The sequence below is a fragment of the Streptomyces spororaveus genome (assembly GCF_016755875.1).
Lineage (GTDB): Bacteria > Actinomycetota > Actinomycetes > Streptomycetales > Streptomycetaceae > Streptomyces > Streptomyces spororaveus.
This window is the reverse complement of sequence record NZ_BNED01000005.1, coordinates 5129300-5144845: the sequence shown is the minus strand read 5'-3', so window position 1 is coordinate 5144845 and position 15546 is coordinate 5129300. Positions and strand designations below refer to the sequence as shown.

At 73.6% G+C, this 15546-nt stretch carries 15 protein-coding genes; 3 read left to right on the top strand and 12 right to left on the bottom strand.

The features are described 5' to 3' along the window. Window positions 1-41: 41 nt before the first annotated feature. From Sspor_RS25700 to rsmI, 6 genes are all read right to left on the bottom strand, one after another. Entirely contained in the window at window positions 42-959 is a 918-nt protein-coding gene (locus Sspor_RS25700; RefSeq protein ID WP_202201236.1) for a 4-(cytidine 5'-diphospho)-2-C-methyl-D-erythritol kinase, read from the bottom strand. Further along, complete coding sequence (rsmA, locus tag Sspor_RS25695; RefSeq protein ID WP_202201235.1) at window positions 956-1876, bottom strand: 16S rRNA (adenine(1518)-N(6)/adenine(1519)-N(6))-dimethyltransferase RsmA; 921 nt, start codon at window positions 1874-1876, stop codon at window positions 956-958. Before rsmA ends, Sspor_RS25700 begins: the two co-directional genes overlap by 4 nt. Window positions 1877-1926: 50 nt before the next feature. Continuing rightward, window positions 1927-3222: a resuscitation-promoting factor gene (locus Sspor_RS25690; protein WP_417837727.1), complete on the bottom strand. Its 1296-nt coding sequence runs from the start codon at window positions 3220-3222 to the stop codon at window positions 1927-1929. A 421-nt stretch (window positions 3223-3643) separates the two neighbouring features. Next, window positions 3644-4525, bottom strand: coding sequence for a TatD family hydrolase (locus Sspor_RS25685; RefSeq protein WP_202201234.1), 882 nt, complete (start codon window positions 4523-4525; stop codon window positions 3644-3646). Window positions 4526-4535: 10 nt separating this feature from the next. Next, window positions 4536-5030, bottom strand: a complete 495-nt coding sequence (locus Sspor_RS25680; RefSeq protein WP_372499675.1) for a hypothetical protein — start codon at window positions 5028-5030, stop codon at window positions 4536-4538. A gap of 139 nt (window positions 5031-5169) precedes the next feature. After that, window positions 5170-6048 carry a 16S rRNA (cytidine(1402)-2'-O)-methyltransferase gene (gene rsmI / locus Sspor_RS25675; RefSeq protein ID WP_202203860.1) on the bottom strand — a complete coding sequence of 293 codons (879 nt, stop codon included), beginning with the start codon at window positions 6046-6048 and terminating at the stop codon, window positions 5170-5172. A gap of 139 nt (window positions 6049-6187) precedes the next feature. Here rsmI and Sspor_RS25670 point away from each other — a divergent pair, with 139 nt between their 5' ends. After that, window positions 6188-7957 (top strand): dolichyl-phosphate-mannose--protein mannosyltransferase, encoded by a 1770-nt coding sequence (locus tag Sspor_RS25670; RefSeq protein WP_202201233.1) that lies wholly within the window; start codon window positions 6188-6190, stop codon window positions 7955-7957. Window positions 7958-8011: 54 nt separating this feature from the next. Here Sspor_RS25670 and Sspor_RS25665 read toward each other — a convergent pair whose 3' ends face one another. Continuing rightward, the gene (locus tag Sspor_RS25665; RefSeq protein WP_202201232.1) at window positions 8012-8275 is read right to left on the bottom strand and encodes a hypothetical protein; all 264 of its coding nucleotides are present in this window, start codon (window positions 8273-8275) and stop codon (window positions 8012-8014) included. Between the two features lie 173 nt (window positions 8276-8448). Beyond that, window positions 8449-8997 (bottom strand): GNAT family N-acetyltransferase, encoded by a 549-nt coding sequence (locus Sspor_RS25660; protein ID WP_202201231.1) that lies wholly within the window; start codon window positions 8995-8997, stop codon window positions 8449-8451. A 239-nt stretch (window positions 8998-9236) separates the two neighbouring features. Here Sspor_RS25660 and Sspor_RS25655 point away from each other — a divergent pair, with 239 nt between their 5' ends. Continuing rightward, window positions 9237-10880 (top strand): penicillin-binding transpeptidase domain-containing protein, encoded by a 1644-nt coding sequence (locus Sspor_RS25655; RefSeq protein WP_202201230.1) that lies wholly within the window; start codon window positions 9237-9239, stop codon window positions 10878-10880. Between the two features lie 115 nt (window positions 10881-10995). Beyond that, window positions 10996-11481 (top strand): YbaK/EbsC family protein, encoded by a 486-nt coding sequence (locus tag Sspor_RS25650; RefSeq protein ID WP_202201229.1) that lies wholly within the window; start codon window positions 10996-10998, stop codon window positions 11479-11481. Between the two features lie 68 nt (window positions 11482-11549). Here the strand turns inward: Sspor_RS25650 and Sspor_RS25645 are convergent, their stop codons facing one another. The 4 genes from Sspor_RS25645 to Sspor_RS25630 all read right to left on the bottom strand — a co-directional run bounded on the left by Sspor_RS25645 (window position 11550) and on the right by Sspor_RS25630 (window position 15436). Then, window positions 11550-12716 carry a serine hydrolase domain-containing protein gene (locus tag Sspor_RS25645; protein ID WP_202201228.1) on the bottom strand — a complete coding sequence of 389 codons (1167 nt, stop codon included), beginning with the start codon at window positions 12714-12716 and terminating at the stop codon, window positions 11550-11552. Between the two features lie 131 nt (window positions 12717-12847). Beyond that, the gene (locus Sspor_RS25640; protein WP_202201227.1) at window positions 12848-13621 is read right to left on the bottom strand and encodes an energy-coupling factor ABC transporter ATP-binding protein; all 774 of its coding nucleotides are present in this window, start codon (window positions 13619-13621) and stop codon (window positions 12848-12850) included. Continuing rightward, the gene (gene cbiQ / locus Sspor_RS25635; protein WP_202201226.1) at window positions 13609-14370 is read right to left on the bottom strand and encodes a cobalt ECF transporter T component CbiQ; all 762 of its coding nucleotides are present in this window, start codon (window positions 14368-14370) and stop codon (window positions 13609-13611) included. Before cbiQ ends, Sspor_RS25640 begins: the two co-directional genes overlap by 13 nt. Before the next feature lies 1 nt (window position 14371). Next, a complete protein-coding gene (locus Sspor_RS25630) occupies window positions 14372-15436 on the bottom strand; it encodes an energy-coupling factor ABC transporter permease (protein WP_202201225.1) in 1065 nt (354 codons plus the stop codon). Window positions 15437-15546 lie beyond the last annotated feature (110 nt).

Sequence of the window (15546 nt, the reverse complement as noted above, 5' to 3'; positions counted from 1 at the left end):
GCGCGGGGTCCGGGGCGGAGCCCCGGCAGCCGGCCCGCAGGTCAGGACGGCAGGACCGTGGCACCCGGGGCAGGACTGGAGGCAATCCGCGTGGCCCGGCAGGTGCCCGACGCGGACAGCGCCGCCGCCACCTTCTCCGCGGACTCCGCGTCCCGGCACAGGAACGCCGTCGTCGGCCCCGAGCCGGAGACCAGCGCGGCGAGCGCACCACCGTCCACGCCCGCGGCCAGCGTCGCGGCCAGCGACGGCCGCAGCGACAACGCCGCCGCCTGGAGGTCATTGGCCAGCACCGCGGCCAGCGCTTCCGCGTCGCCCGAGGCGAGGGCCGCCAGCAGCGCCGGGGAGGCCTCCGGCTCGGGGATCTCCGTGCCTTCGGCCTCGGCGAGGCGGTCGAACTCGCGGAACACCGCCGGGGTGGACAGGCCGCCGTCGGCCACCGCGAAGACCCAGTGGAACGTCCCCGCCCCGACCGGCGTGAGCAGCTCACCGCGGCCGGTGCCGAGCGCGGCCCCGCCGACGAGGCTGAAGGGGACGTCGCTGCCGAGCTCCGCGCAGATGTCGAGGAGCTCGGTGAGCGGGGTGTCCAGGCCCCACAGGGTGTCGCAGGCCAGCAGGGCCGCCGCGCCGTCCGCGCTGCCGCCCGCCATGCCGCCCGCCACCGGGATGTTCTTCGCGATGTGCAGGTGGACGGCGGGTTCGATCCCGGCCCGGGCCGCGAGGATCTCGGCGGCGCGTGCCGCGAGGTTGGTGCGGTCCAGGGGCACCTGGTCGGCGTCGGGGCCGGTGCACGTGATGGTGAGGGCGTCGGCCGGGGTGGCGGTGACCTCGTCGTACAGGGAGACGGCGAGGAAGACGTTGGCCAGGTCGTGGAAGCCGTCGGGGCGGGCCGCGCCCACCGCCAGCCGGACGTTGACCTTCGCGGGGACCCGTACGGTCACGGGCGTGCGGTGCGCGCTCACAGTGCGGGCCTCTCCGCCGCCGGCTTGTGCTCGGCGATCGCCGCGAACTCCTCGACCGTCAGGGACTCCCCGCGGGCCTGCGGCGAGACACCGGCGGCGACCAGCGCGGCCTCCGCGCCCGCCGCCGATCCGGCCCAGCCGGCCAGCGCGGCGCGCAGCGTCTTGCGGCGCTGCGCGAAGGCGGCGTCGACGACCGCGAAGACCTCGGCCTTGGTGGCGGTGGTCTTGATGGGCTCGGTCCGGCGCACCAGCGAGACGAGACCGGAGTCGACGTTCGGGGCGGGCCAGAAGACCTTGCGGCCGATGGCGCCGGCGCGCTTGACGTGCGCGTACCAGTTGGCCTTGACGGAGGGCACGCCGTAGACCTTGTTGCCCGGTTCGGCGGCCAGCCGGTCGGCGACCTCCGCCTGCACCATCACCAGGGTCCGCTCGATGGTCGGGAAGCGGTCGAGCATGGTGAGCAGGACGGGCACGGCCACGTTGTACGGGAGGTTCGCGACGAGCGCGGTCGGCGGCGGGCCGGGCAGCTCGGTCACGAGCATCGCGTCGGAGTGGACCAGCGCGAAGCGGTCCTTCTTCGCGGGCATCCGGGCCTCGATGGTGGCGGGCAGCGCGGCGGCCAGGATGTCGTCGATCTCGACGGCGACGACCCGGTCGGCGGCCTCCAGCAGTGCGAGCGTCAGCGAGCCGAGCCCCGGGCCGACCTCGACGACGACGTCGTCCGGGCGGACCTCGGCGGTGCGCACGATCCGGCGCACCGTGTTGGCGTCGATGACGAAGTTCTGCCCCTTCTGCTTCGTCGGGCGTACGCCGAGGGCGGCGGCCAGCTCCCTGATGTCGGCCGGGCCGAGGAGGGCGTCGGGCGCGGCGGGGGAGGTGTTCTCGGTGTTATCGGGCTGCTGCTCTGCGGTGCTCACCGGTAAAGCGTCTCAGATCGGCCGAGCGATCCCGCGCCGGACCGGGCTCACTACGACGTGAGCCTGCGGCCGCAGTGCGGCCACGGGCTCGCCCCCCGCTGCACGTAGAGCTTCTTCGCCCGGTACGTCTGTTCCGTGCCCGAGGCGTCCTGCGGGCGTCCGCTCCCGCCGAGGCTGTGCCAGGTGCGGACGTCGAACTGGTACAGCCCGCCGTACGTCCCGGAGGCGTCGGTGGCGGCGGGGCGGCCGCCGGACTCGCACTGGGCGAGGGCCGCCCAGTTGAGGCCGTCGGCGCCGGCGACGGAGCTGGGCAGCGATCTGGTGCCGACCTTGACGAGCTGGGTGACGGGTTCGCGGACGACCTCATCGGCGATGGGTCGGGGCTTCTGCCGGACCCCGTTGACGGTGCGCAGGCTGTACGTGACCCTGCGCGCCCCGGGGCGGCCGACGCGCTCGACGACTTCGGTGCCGGTGAACAGGGTGGGGTCCTCGACCTTCTCGGTCGCGTACGGGATGCGCTCCTCGCGGACCTCGCGGGTGCCGGTGATGCGGAGCACGGTGACGGTCTGGCCGTCGCGCGGGAACTCGGTGGGCGGCACGGAGGTGGTGTCCTGGCCCTGGAGGGTGATGCCCGCCTGGTCGAGGGCTTCCCCGACGGTGGCGGCGTTGGTGCGGATGGTGCGTTCGCGGCCGTCGGCCATGAAGGTGACGCTGCGTTCGGTACGGACGCTGAGGGCCAGGCCCGCCCGCGGGACGGGGGCGGTGCGGGGCGTCGAGAGGTAGGCGCCCTCGGCGCGGATGCCGAACTGGCGCAGGGCGCCCTCGACGGTGCGGGCGGTGGTCCACACCTGGCGCTGCTGCCCGTCGAGGGTCAGGCGCAGGGGGCGGCCGTAGCGGACGACGATCTCCTCGCCGTCCTCCAGGGGTTGGCCGGGGGCGGGGGCGACGAGGTCGTGGGGGCCGACGCCGAGGCCTTCGGCGGCGAGCAGTTCGCCGATGTCGTCGGCGAAGGTGTGGAGGTTGCGCGGGACTCCGTCCACGGTGAGCCGTACGGCCTTGTCGGCGGCGACGAACGCCGTGGTGCCGCCGGCGAGGAAGGCGACGACGAGGGCCTGCGGCACGATGCGCCGCCAGTTCCCGCCGAGGGTCTCGACGGGGGTGCGGCCGCGGGCGCGGCGGCGGCCGGGCACCGCGGGAGCGGGGGCGATTGCAGGCTCGACTGCGGGGGCGACGGCGGGGGCGCTCGCGATGGCGTCGGCCGGTGGTGCGGCCACGGGGGCCGCGGCCCGGCGGCGGCCCGGGCCCGGCGCGACGGGCGTGGCGGCCAGGGTGTCGGCCTCCGACAGCTCGGCCGGTGAGAGGTCGGCCCGGCGGCGGCGCCCGCCGCGCGGGGCCGGGACCGGGGTCGGTGCCGGGACCGGGGCCGGGACCGGGGCCGGGGCCGGGACCGGGGCCGGGGCCGGGGCCGGGACGACCGGGGCCGCGACCGGGAGGACCGGGGGCGGGGCCGGGGCCGCGGGCTCCGGGTTCCAGGCGGCGGGCGACCCGGGACCGCCCGTACCGTCCGGCCAGGCCGCGCCGGACAAGGATGGGGCCTCGTACGCCTCGGGGACGGGACCGCCACGGCGGTGACTGCCCTGCGTATCGCTCACGACGCTCGCTCCACTGGTGATCCGGCACCCTCCGGTGCGGGCACGGCACCCTAGCGGAGGAGTCGTCACGCTCCAAAGCGGAACGACTACCCAGCGTGTCGGAGCGGGCGCGGGATCAGTAGTCGAAGGCGCGGGCCGTGTTGGCCGCCAGGGCGCTGGCCATCGCGTCCTCGTCGATGCCGCGGACCGCGGCCATCGCCCGGACCGTCAGCGGAATGAGGTACGGGGCGTTGGGCCGACCGCGGTACGGCGCGGGGGTGAGGTAGGGGGCGTCGGTCTCGACGAGCACCAGCTCCAGCGGGGCCACGGCGAGGGCGTCGCGCAGCGGCTGGGCGTTCTTGAAGGTGACGGTCCCGGCGAAGGACATGTAGTAGCCGGCGGCGGCGCACTCACGGGCCATGTCGGCGTCCCCGGAGTAGCAGTGGAAGATCGTCCGCTCGGGGGCGCCCTCCTCGCGCAGGACGCGCAGGACGTCGGCGTGGGCGTCCCGGTCGTGGATGACCAGGGCCTTGCCCTGCCGCTTGGCGATCTCGATGTGCGCGCGGAAGGAACGCTCCTGCGCGGCCATGCCCTCGGGCCCGGTACGGAAGTGGTCGAGGCCGGTCTCGCCGACCGCCTTCACGTGGTCCAGCGCGGCCAGTGCCTCGATCTCGGCGAGCGCCTCGTCCAGCGCCGCCTCGCCGCCGCCGGGGCGGGCGCCCTGGCGCGACCAGCCGTCGGGGTCGCCGCGGACGATCCGGGGCGCTTCGTTCGGGTGAAGGGCGACGGCCGCGTGGACGTTCGCGTACGCGGCCGCGGTCTCGGCGGCCCACCTGGAGCCCTTCACGTCGCAGCCGACCTGGACGACGGTGGTCACGCCCACCGAGGCGGCCTTCGCGAGGCCCTCCTCGACGGTGCCCGCCTGCATGTCGAGGTGGGTGTGCGAGTCCGCCACCGCCACCCGGAGGGGTTCGGGCAGCGGCGGCGGTGCGTCCTTGGAAGCAGCGGAAGGGCTCATACGGCCGATCTTATGACCGGTGGAAGAGTCCCTTGAGACGGGAGAGCAGACCCCGGCGCTCCCCTGCGGGGGCGACGGCCGCCGGCCCCGAGGAGGCGGGCGACCGGGAGGGCTTGCGCGGCTTCGGCGTCCGGGGGACGTTCGCGCCGGCCGGGACGGGTCCGGCGATCCCGGGGGCGATCTGGTGGTGGTAGATGTGGTCGATCATGCCCATCACCGAGGAGACCTGGCCGGCCCGCATGATGCGTACGACGTGTCCGCCGCAGTTCAGGCAGGTCGGGTTGGACAGGGGGGAGGGCACCCGCTCGCCGTTGACCATGTACATGATGAACGGCTCGCCCTTGCCGTCGACGTGGTGCTCGATGGCGTACGCCTGCTCCCAGCCGTACCCGCACCTCATGCACGCGAAGGAGTAGGCCTCGTGCACGGTGTGCACGTCGGAAGCGGTCACAGCGACAGGGACTGCGGCGGGGACGGGTACCGGGGTGTCTGCGATCTCACTCATGCCAGCTCCTCTTGTTCCACTGGTGCCATTGCCAGTGGACGCCTCAACGGGCGGGAGCGCATCAGGCCCTGTCTACTGTTGGACGGTCTTTGGGCGACTCATGCCCAAAGCGCCCGGTGCGCGGTCTGAGCTTTGCTTTTCAGGCTAGCTCTTTACCGACCGGCGGCACCTTTTGTGCCGCGTTCTTTGCCGCGACCACAGCGTCGAACACCTCGCGCTTGGGTACGCCCGCCTCGGCCGCGACCGCCGCGATGGCCTCCTTGCGCCGCTCACCGGCCTCCTCGCGCACCCGCACACGGCGCACCAGTTCCTCGTCGTCCACGTCGCCGGGCACGGCCGCCGGGGCGCCCTCGACCACGACGGTGATCTCCCCGCGGACCCCTTCGGCGGCCCAGGCCGCGAGCTCGCCGAGCCCGCCGCGCTTGACCTCCTCGTAGGTCTTCGTCAGCTCGCGGCAGACCGCGGCCCGCCGGCCGGCGCCGAAGACCTCGGCCATGGCGGCCAGGGTGTCGTCGAGCCGGTGCGGGGCCTCGAAGTAGACGAGCGTGCGCCGCTCGCCCTCGACCTCGCGCAGCCGGCTCAGGCGCTCCCCCGCCTTGCGCGGCAGGAACCCCTCGAAGCAGAACCGGTCCACCGGCAGTCCGGACATGGCGAGCGCGGTGAGCACCGCGGACGGCCCCGGGACGGCGGTGACCTTGATGTCCTTCTCCACGGCGGCGGCGACCAGCCGGTAGCCGGGGTCGGAGACCGAGGGCATGCCCGCGTCCGTCACCAGCAGGACGCGCGCCCCGCCGGCCAGCGCCTCGACGAGCTCGGGGGTGCGCGCCGACTCGTTGCCCTCGAAGTACGACAGCACGCGCCCGGTGGTGTGCACACCGAGTCCCTGGGTCAGCCGGCGCAGCCGCCGGGTGTCCTCGGCGGCGATCACATCGGCCCGTTCCAGCTCGGCCGCCAGCCGCGGCGGAGCGTCCGCGAGATCGCCGATGGGGGTGCCGGCGAGCACGAGCGTGCCCGTCAGGCCTCCGGCCGTGGCTGCTGTCGTGGTGGCTTCGGTACCGCGGGGCTGCTCAGTCGTCACCCGCCCATCCTCTCAGCCCCGTGGCCCGCCGCCCCCCGCCGCTGGTGGCACACACAGATCTCTTCCCTACGATGTGCCGGTGACCAGTACCGCGACGCCGCCGCCCAGCCCCGCGGGGGCCCCGCCCGCCTCACCGGCTGGCCGCGAAGACGAGCCGCCCACCTGGCTGCGCCGGCTGCGCGGCTTCGGCTACGTGCCGTCCGCCGCCGCTTCCGCGCGCGCGGACGTCCGCACCCGCCTGGTGCCCCCGTACGCCAGGCCGTCCCGGCAGATGTGGATGACCTTCGGACTGCCGCCCCAGGTGTGGGGGACCTGGCAGCTGATCGTGTCGTGGGTGGGGCCGCTGCTGGTGGCACTGGTCGCCGGGGTGCTGCGGTTCGTGCACCTGGGCAGCCCGAAGGCGGTGATATTCGACGAGACGTACTACGCCAAGGACGCCTGGGCCACGATCAAGCAGGGGTACGAGGCGAGCTGGCCCAAGGACATCGACGCGTCGATCCTCGCCAACCCGGCCGGGGTGGCCCTGCCGTCGGACCCGGGCTACGTCGTGCACCCGCCCGTCGGCAAATGGGTGATCGGGCTCGGCGAGTGGATGTTCGGCTTCACGCCGTTCGGCTGGCGGTTCATGACCGCCGTGCTCGGCACCCTGTCGGTGCTGATGCTGTGCCGGATCGGGCGCCGCCTCTTCCGCTCGACGTTCCTGGGCTGCCTGGCGGGCGCCCTGCTCGCGGTGGACGGCCTGCACCTGGTGATGAGCCGCACCGCGCTGCTGGACCTGGTGCTGATGTTCTTCGTGCTCGCCGCCTTCGGGGCCCTGCTCATCGACCGTGACCGGGCCAGAGCCCGGCTCGCGGACGCGCTGCCGGTGGACGAGGAGGGCCGGACCCGGCCCGACGCGAAGATCGCCGAAACGCTGCGGCTGGGCTGGCGGCCGTACCGGATCCTGGCCGGTGTCTGCCTGGGTCTCGCCGCGGGCACGAAGTGGAACGGCTTCGTCGTCCTCGCCTTCTTCGGCGTCCTCACCGTGCTGTGGGACGCCGCCGCGCGGCGCACCGCGGGCGCGGGCGCCCCGTACGCCTCGATGCTGCGCCGCGACGCGCTGCCCGCCTTCGTCTCCACCGTCCCTGTCGCGATCGCGACGTACGTGGCCTCGTGGTCGGGCTGGATCCTCAGCGCGGACGACGGCAAGGGCGGCTATCTGCGCGACTGGGCGGCCAAGTACGACCAGGGCAGTTCGCTGGGGTTCCTGCCGGAGTGGCTGCGCAGCCTGTGGCACTACGAGACCGAGGTCTACAAGTTCCACGTCGGCCTGACCTCGGGCCACACCTACGAGTCCAACCCGTGGAGCTGGCTGGTCCTGGGCCGGCCCGTCTCCTACTTCTACGAGTCCCCCGAACCCGGCGCCGACGGCTGCCCGGCGACCGCGGCGGGCAAGTGCGCCCGCGAGGTCCTGGCCCTGGGCACCCCGCTGCTGTGGTGGGCGGGCTGCTTCGCGCTGCTGTACGTGCTGTGGCGGTGGTTCTTCCGCCGCGACTGGCGGGCGGGCGCGATCGCGTGCGCGCTGGCGGCGGGTCTGCTGCCCTGGTTCAACTACCAGGAGCGGACGATCTTCTACTTCTACGCGGTCGTCTTCGTCCCGTACCTGTGCCTGGCGGTGGCGATGATGATCGGCGCCCTGCTGGGCCCCGCCGGGTCGTCCGAGCGCCGCAGGACGCTGGGCGCGATCGGCGCGGGGGTGCTGGTCCTGCTGATCGCGTGGAACTTCATCTACTTCTGGCCCATCTACACGGGCCAGACCCTCCCGATGGACTCCTGGCGCGGTCGCATGTGGCTGGACACCTGGGTCTAGCAGCACAAACGACGGGCCCGGCACCTGGTGGCGCCGGGCCCGGCGTCGTCTCCGCTACCGGGACGCCTCGCAGGCCGACTGCGCGACGTCCTTGCTCGCGCCGGCCGCGACGAGGCTGGAGTCGCAGCTGGTCTGGTTGCCGATCGCGCCCTGGTAGCAGGCCTCCGCGACGCCGTCCTTGACCTTGGAGTCGTGCTTGGCGACGTACTGCTCGCAGGCCAGTACGTCCGCGTGGGCGGACGGGGCGACGACGACGGCGCCGCCGACGGCGAGGGCCAGGCCTGCCAGGATGCTGGGGATACGAGCCGACGGACGCATGCGGATGCACCTGCTCTCTCGGTGGGTCACGCGGTCCGCCGACGCGCCGTACCGCGGGCGGGGGCGGCGGCTCGGAGCGGGCACTCCGGGGGGCGACCGGCTCGACGCAGCGGTCACCCTCGCCCTTCCGACGCTAGAACAAGGCGCCGGAGCACGCACTTTCGCGCGCGGCGTCAGCGCTCCGGCGCGGGCTCGTCGTCCCACGTGGGGACCGTGGTCGTACCGGCGTCCCGGTCCCGCCGCAGGATCGCGTACCCGACCGCGTCGTGGACCGTTCCGTCGGCCGAGGGCCAGCCCTCCCGGTAGTGCGCCTCCTTGACGTACCCGCACCGCCGGAAGGTGCGGCGCATCGCCGCGTTGTCCTGGCGCGTGGTGCCCTCGATCCGCCGGATCCGCGGGAGTTCGGTGAACAGGTATTCCGTCAGCCAGGTCAGCGCGTGCCCGCCGATCCCCCGGCCCCGGTACCGGGCGCGGATGCGCAGGTCGAAGACGGGGGTGCCGTCGCCCAGGTCCATCAGGCGGACCAGGCCGAGGGTGTCGCCGCCGCCGGTGATCCAGAACGACCTGGTCTCCGCGTTGTCGAAGCGGCCCTGCGCGGCCCATCGCCGGGCCTCCTCCGGGTCGACCACGGCCGAGCCGTGGAACGGCCAGGTGTCCCCGGTGAGGAAGGCGACCAGGTCATCGGCGTCGGCATCGGCGTAGCGGCGGTAGGTGAGGTCCACGGCGGCACTCTAGGGGGTGGCTTGTCGATCAGGGCGGATCAGGGAGCGGTGCCGGGCGCCGCGAGCCCGCCCTGATCGGCAAGCCACCCCCTGGGGATGGTGGCCGGCGGCGACGAGTGGATTACGTTCCGATGTTCCGGTCCGGTAACAACGGCGTACCGGAGCGCTGCGCAGAGTAAAGTCCGCACCAAGGGTTCTTGAACGCGTTCAGGAACCGCGAACATGGGGGAAGGACTCGAATGCACGGGGCAGCGAAAGGTGCCGTCATCGGCGGGGTGTTCCTCGCGATGCTCGGCGGCGCCGGGTACGGGGTGTACGCGCTGGTCGGCGATGCCGGCGGAGACGGGCAGGAAGGCAAGGACGGCGAGACCTCCGTCCAGGCCGAGAAGGGCAGCGGGCCGGTCAGCGAGAAGGACGCCGCAAAGACCGCCAAGGCCTTCCTGGCCGCCTGGGCGGCCGGGGACGAGCGGGTGGCCGCCGACCTGACGAACAACGCCGCGGCCGCGCAGGCCGCGGTCGGGGACTTCAAGACCAAGTCGTACGTGTCCAAGGCCGTGATCACCCCCGGCACGCCGAACGGCACCGTCGTGCCGTTCAAGGTCGAGGCGGAGATCACGTACGAGGGCACGACCAAGCCGCTGGCCTACGACTCCCAGCTGACCGTGGTGCGTGGGCTGAACAGCGGGAAGCCGCTGGTCGACTGGCAGCCCTCGGTGATCCACCCGCAGCTCCAGAAGGACGAGAAGCTGCGCGCGGGCGCTCCCGCGAACCCGCCCGTCAAGGCGGTCGACCGCAACGGAGAGGAGCTGACCGCGGAGAAGTACCCCTCGCTGCGTCAGGTCCTGGACGAACTGCGCCAGAACTACGGCAGCAAGACGGGCGGCAAGGCGGGGGCCGAGCTGTGGATCGAACCGGCCGCCAAGGACGCTCCCAAGCGGACGTTGCTGACCCTCGTCGAGGGCGAGCCCAGCGTCCTCAAGACGTACCTGGACGCGAAGGTGCAGGCGGTGGCCGAGCAGGCGGTCGCCAAGTTCCCGGAGGCCTCGGTGGTCGCCGTCCAGCCGAGCAACGGGCACATCCTGGCCGTCGCGAACAACCGCAAGGACGGCTTCAACGCGGCGATGCGGGGCACCCGGGCGCCCGGATCCACGATGAAGATCGTGACGGCGGCGATGCTGATGGACCGCGGCCTGGTCGCCGCCGACAAGCCGGCGGAGTGCGGGAAGACCGTGACCTGGGGCCGTGAGTTCCACAACCTGGACAACTTCGACCTGCCGCCCGGCACCAACTTCGCGACCTCGTTCGCCCGCTCCTGCAACACCGCCTTCATCAAGCAGATCAAGCCGGTCAACGACGACTCCGCGCTGCCGAAGGAGGCCACGGAGGTCTTCGGCATCGACCTGGACTGGAAGACCGGCATCAAGTCCACCGACGGCAAGGTCCCGCCGGCCACGGGCGCGGCGGCGGCCGCCGAGTACATCGGCCAGGGCCAGATCACCATGAACCCGCTGAACGTCGCGTCCATCACCGCGACGGCCCGCACCGGCGTCTTCCGCCAGCCGGTGCTGGTCTCGCCGGAGCTCGACGGCCGCAAGCTCGCGACGGCCGAGCGCCGGATGAAGTCCTCGGTGCAGCAGCAGCTGGTCGGCATGATGAAGCTGACGGCCTCCAGCGGCACCGCGCAGAAGGCGATGGCCTCGGTCCACGGCTCGGACAAGGGCGCGAAGACCGGCTCGGCGGAGGTCGGCGGTGCCGGGGAGAGCCCGGACAGCTGGTTCACCGGCTTCAGCGGTGACGTGGCCGCGGCGGCCATGGTCGAGGGCGGCGGCCACGGCGGCGAGGCGGCGGGTCCGATCGTCGCCCAGGTGCTGAACGCGGGCTGACGCGGGCCGAGGCGGGCTGGGGCGGGCCGAAGGCGGGCCGCCCGGTGTCGGCGACGCGACCAGCCGGGCCGAATCGCGGTCGCGTCGCCGGGCCGCGCCGCGTTAGCGTCGCGGCATGACGACCTCCACGCACCCCCTGTTCGCCGAGGCCCTGGCCGGGCTGGGCCTCGACCTCACCGTCCGGAGCTTTCCCGAAGGGACCCGTACGGCCGCCGACGCGGCGGCCGCGATCGGCTGCGAGCTGAGCCAGATCGTCAAGTCGCTGATCTTCGCGGCGGACGGGGTCCCGGTGCTGGTCCTCATGGACGGGGCCTCGCGGGTGGACGTGGAGGCCGTACGCCGCGAACTCGGCGCGCAGAAGGTGACGCGGGCCGACGCCGCCCTGGTCCGGGAAACCACGGGCTACGCGATCGGCGGGGTCCCTCCCTTCGGGCACCGCACGCGCACCCGGGTGCTGGCCGACCGGTCGCTGCTGTCCCACCAGGAGATCTGGGCGGCGGCCGGCACCCCGACCACGGTGTTCCCGATGGCTCCTGAGGAGCTCATCGCGCACGCGGGAGCGGTGCTGGCCGACGTGCGCGAGCGGCCCTCGGAGGGCTGACGGGCCGTGCCCAGGAAGCCGGCGGGGACGCGCTCGGACGGGCCGTGCCCGGAGCGCCGACGGGCCCCTCAGCGGGCTGACAGAGCCGGCTTCAGGGCCCTGACCAGGGCCTGTGCCCGGGGGTCCGCGGTGACCGACTTGGCGAGGGCGTTGGTGACGTAGCCGAAGCCGATGCCGGCCTCCGGGTCCGCGAAGGCCAGGGAACCGCCCCGGCCGGGGTGCCCGAAGGAGGCCGGCGAGAGCAGCGGGGAAGCCGGGCCGTGCAGCATGTAGCCGGGGCCGAAGCGGGTGTTGACGACCAGCACCCGGTCGGGCCCGGCGGAGTGCTCCCGGGCGGCCAGGGCGGTGGTGGCCGGGGTGAAGATCCGCGCGCCGTCCTCGACCACGCCGATGGTGGCCCCGTAGAAACGGGCCAGGGCCCGGGCCGTGCCGATGCCGTTCGAGGCGGGGAGCTCGGCGGCCCGGTAGGCGGGGGCGTTCTCGTCGGGCAGCGGTTCGATGGCGGCGAAGGCACGGCGGGTGAGGGATTCCGGGTCGGCGTAGGCCTCGGAGACGTTGCGCCGCGGCCGGGTCCGCAGCATGCCCGCGCTCTCGGGCGGCTCGACTGGTGCCACCCGGCCCGCACGGTGGGCCTCGGTCTCCGGCAGGCCGATCCAGAAGTCCAGCCCGAGCGGTTCGGCGATCTCCTCCGCCAGGACGCAGCCCAGGGTGCGGCCGGTCGCCCGCAGCACCAGCTCGGACAGCAGCCAGCTGTAGGTCTGCGCGTGGTAGCCGTGCTCGGTGCCCGGCTCCCAGAAGGGCCGCTGCGCGGCGACCGCGCGCGCCCCGGACACCCCGTCGGCGGCCTCGGCGGCGCTCAGCCCCCGGTCCAGCGCCGGTATGCCCGCGCGGTGCGCGAGGACGTCGCGGACCAGGATCCGCTCCTTGCCGCCCGTCTTGAACTCCGGCCAGTACGAGCCCACGGGCGCGTCCAGGTCCAGGAGTCCGCGCTGGTGTAGCAGCAGCGGCACGGCGGCGGCCACGCCCTTGGTGGCGGAGCGGACGATCTGCGCGGTGTCCCCGGTCCAGGGCTCGGCGCCGTCCGCGTCCTTCGTGCCGCCCCACAGGTCGACCACCTTGCGGCCGTCGCGGTAGACGGCCACGGCCGCGCCCCGGTCCCCGAGCACCTCGAAGTTGCGTACGAACGCGTCCCTGACGGGCTCGAAGCCCTCCGCCACCGTCCCGTGGACATCCACGTCTTCGCTCCCAGCACCTGCGCACCTGCCGCGGCGCCCCGACGGCGCCCGCGCCTACGTCAGGATGCAACGCCGGCCGGACGCCCTTGCTTCCCGGGTCCCCCGGATCCCGTGCGGCGCCCCGCCGCCGGTCAGTGCGAGGGGCGCGTCAGAAGGGGCGTGCTGGGGTCGAAGCCGAACGGGAGCTCCAGCCGGTGGGCCCGCATCAGGGCGTCGTCGCACAGGAGCTCCTGGGTGCGGCCGTCCGCCACGATGACCCCCTCGCTGAGGATCACCGAGCGCGGGCACAGTTCCAGCGCGTACGGCAGGTCGTGCGTCACCATCAGGACGGTCACGTCCAGCGAGCGCAGGATGTCCGCGAGCTCGCGGCGCGAGGCCGGGTCCAGATTGGACGAGGGCTCGTCCAGGACCAGGATCTCGGGCCGCATGGCCAGTACGGTCGCCACCGCGACGCGGCGGCGCTGGCCGAAGGAGAGGTGGTGCGGCGGCCGGTCGGCGAAGTCCGCCATGCCGACCTGGTCCAGGGCCGCCCGGACCCGCTCCTCCAGCTCGGCTCCGCGCATTCCGGCCGCGGCCGGGCCGAAGGCCACGTCCTCGCGCACGGTCGGCATGAACAGCTGGTCGTCGGGGTCCTGGAAGACGATCCCGACCCGGCGGCGGATCTCGGCGAGGTTGCGCTTCTCCACCGGCAGCCCGGCCACGGCCACCGAGCCGACCCCGCCGGTGAGGATGCCGTTGAGGTGCAGCACGAGCGTGGTCTTGCCCGCGCCGTTGGGTCCGAGCAGGGCGACCCGCTCGCCCTGCCCGACGGTGAGGTCCACCCCGAACAGGGCCTGGTGGCCGTCCGGGTAGGCGTAGGCGAGGCCGGCGACTTCGAGGGAGGGGGTACTGGTCACAGGGTCCATCCCATCAGACAGACGGCGAGCGCCGTCACCGGGAGCACGGCCGAGTACGCCCACTGGGCCCGGGTCGCCGCGACCTCGTCGATGACCGGCATCGAGCCGGCGTAGCCGCGGCTGACCATCGCCAGGTAGACCCGCTCGCCCCGCTCGTAGGAGCGGATGAACAGCGCGCCGGCGGTCTTGGCCAGCACCCCCCAGTGCCGGATGCCGCTCGCCTCGAAGCCGCGGGAGCGGCGGGCGATGGACATCCGGCGCAGCTCGTCGCTGATCACATCGCCGTAGCGGATCATGAAGGAGGCGATCTGGACGAGCAGCGGCGGCAGCTTCAGCCGTTGCAGACCCAGCAGCAGGGCGCGCAGCTCGGTCGTCGAGGCGAGCAGGACGGACGCGGCGACGCCGAGGGTCCCCTTGGCGAGGACGTTCCAGGCGCCCCAGAGGCCCGAGACGCTGAGGGACATGCCGAGCACCTGCACCCGCTCGCCCTCGGCCACGAAGGGCATGAGCACGGCAAAGGCGACGAAGGGCACCTCGATCAGCAGGCGCCGGAGCAGGAAGCCGGCCGGGATCCGCGCGACGGCGGCCACCAGCGCGACGAGGACGGCGTACAGGCCGAAGGCCCACACCGCCTCGCGCGGTGTGGACACGACGACCACGACGAAGGCCAGGGTCGCGGCGAGCTTGCAGTGCGCGGGCAGGTCGTGGACCGGCGAGTGGCCGTGGCGGTAGAGCTTGTGGGCGTGGCCTGCCCCCACGTCAGCCCGCCGAGACGGAGGTGGAGGCGGCGGTCAGGTCCTCGGTCCGGCGGCGGCGCACGGCCCAGAAGATCCCGGTGCCGGCGACGACGGTCACGCCGACGCCGATGACCCCGGCGAGGCCGCCGGACAGGCGGGCGTCGCCGACGTCCTTGACGCTGTAGTCGGCGAGGGGGGAGTTCGCGGCGGCGTGCTCCTCGACCTTCTCGTCGATGCCCTTGTCCGCGGCGACCTTCTCCAGGCCGTCGGGGTTCGCGGAGGCGTAGAAGGAGACGAACCCGGCGAGTACGAGGGCGGTGACCAGGCCGGTCACCCAGACCTTCTTCGTGGATCCGGCGCCGGAGGCCGCGCGGGCGGGGGCCGCGGCCGGGACCGGCGCGTCGACGAGCGCGCCGTCGACGCGCAGCTTGAGGGCCGAGGTCAGCCCGCGGGCCCCGTGCACCAGGTCGGGACGTACGGCGATCACGGCACCCACGGTGGCCGCGGTGATGGCGGCCTCGCCTATGCCGATGAGCACGTGCACGCCGACCATGGCGGTGATCACCTTGGCGACGGGTACGTCGGTGGTGCCGCCGATGGCGTAGACGAGGGTGAAGGCGGCGGCCGCGGCGGGCACCGAGAGCAGGGCTCCGGTGAAGGCGGCCACGGTCACGGAGCGCCGGGTGGGCGGCAGGATCCCGAGCAGCCCGCGGAAGATCGCGTAGGAGACGACGACGGTGACGACGCCCATGACGGTGATGTTCACGCCGAGGGCGGTCAGGCCGCCGTCGGCGAAGAGGATGCCCTGCATGAGCAGGACGACGGACACGCACAGCACGCCCGTGTAGGGGCCGACGAGTATCGCGGCGAGCGCCCCGCCCAGCAGATGGCCGCTGGTGCCGGCCGCGACGGGGAAGTTCAGCATCTGGACGGCGAAGATGAAGGCGGCGACGAGACCGGCGAGCGGCGCGGTGCGCTCGTCGAGCTCGCGGCGGGCGCCGCGGAGGCTGACGGCCACCGCGGTGGCGGCGACCACTCCGGCGGCCACCGACACGGGCGCGTTGATGAATCCGTCGGGCACATGCATGGAGTGGCTCCGCTTCTTACTCAGTCTTTAGCTGTTCAACCATAGTGCCCAGTTGCAAACCGTTGGCAAGAGCGGCCGCATCACAAATAGAGCCGCGCGATTTCGTGGGA

What these genes read in the sequence shown, in the direction of transcription:
- Sspor_RS25685 (WP_202201234.1), bottom strand. Translation starts at nt 4,525, where the DNA reads ATGAGCCCTTCCGCTGCTTCCAAGGACGCACCGCCGCCGCTGCCCGAA.
- Sspor_RS25680 (WP_372499675.1), bottom strand. Translation starts at nt 5,030, where the DNA reads ATGAGTGAGATCGCAGACACCCCGGTACCCGTCCCCGCCGCAGTCCCT.
- Sspor_RS25665 (WP_202201232.1), bottom strand. Translation starts at nt 8,275, where the DNA reads ATGCGTCCGTCGGCTCGTATCCCCAGCATCCTGGCAGGCCTGGCCCTC.
- Sspor_RS25655 (WP_202201230.1), top strand. Translation starts at nt 9,237, where the DNA reads ATGCACGGGGCAGCGAAAGGTGCCGTCATCGGCGGGGTGTTCCTCGCG.
- Sspor_RS25650 (WP_202201229.1), top strand. Translation starts at nt 10,996, where the DNA reads ATGACGACCTCCACGCACCCCCTGTTCGCCGAGGCCCTGGCCGGGCTG.
- Sspor_RS25640 (WP_202201227.1), bottom strand. Translation starts at nt 13,621, where the DNA reads ATGGACCCTGTGACCAGTACCCCCTCCCTCGAAGTCGCCGGCCTCGCC.
- Sspor_RS25630 (WP_202201225.1), bottom strand. Translation starts at nt 15,436, where the DNA reads ATGCATGTGCCCGACGGATTCATCAACGCGCCCGTGTCGGTGGCCGCC.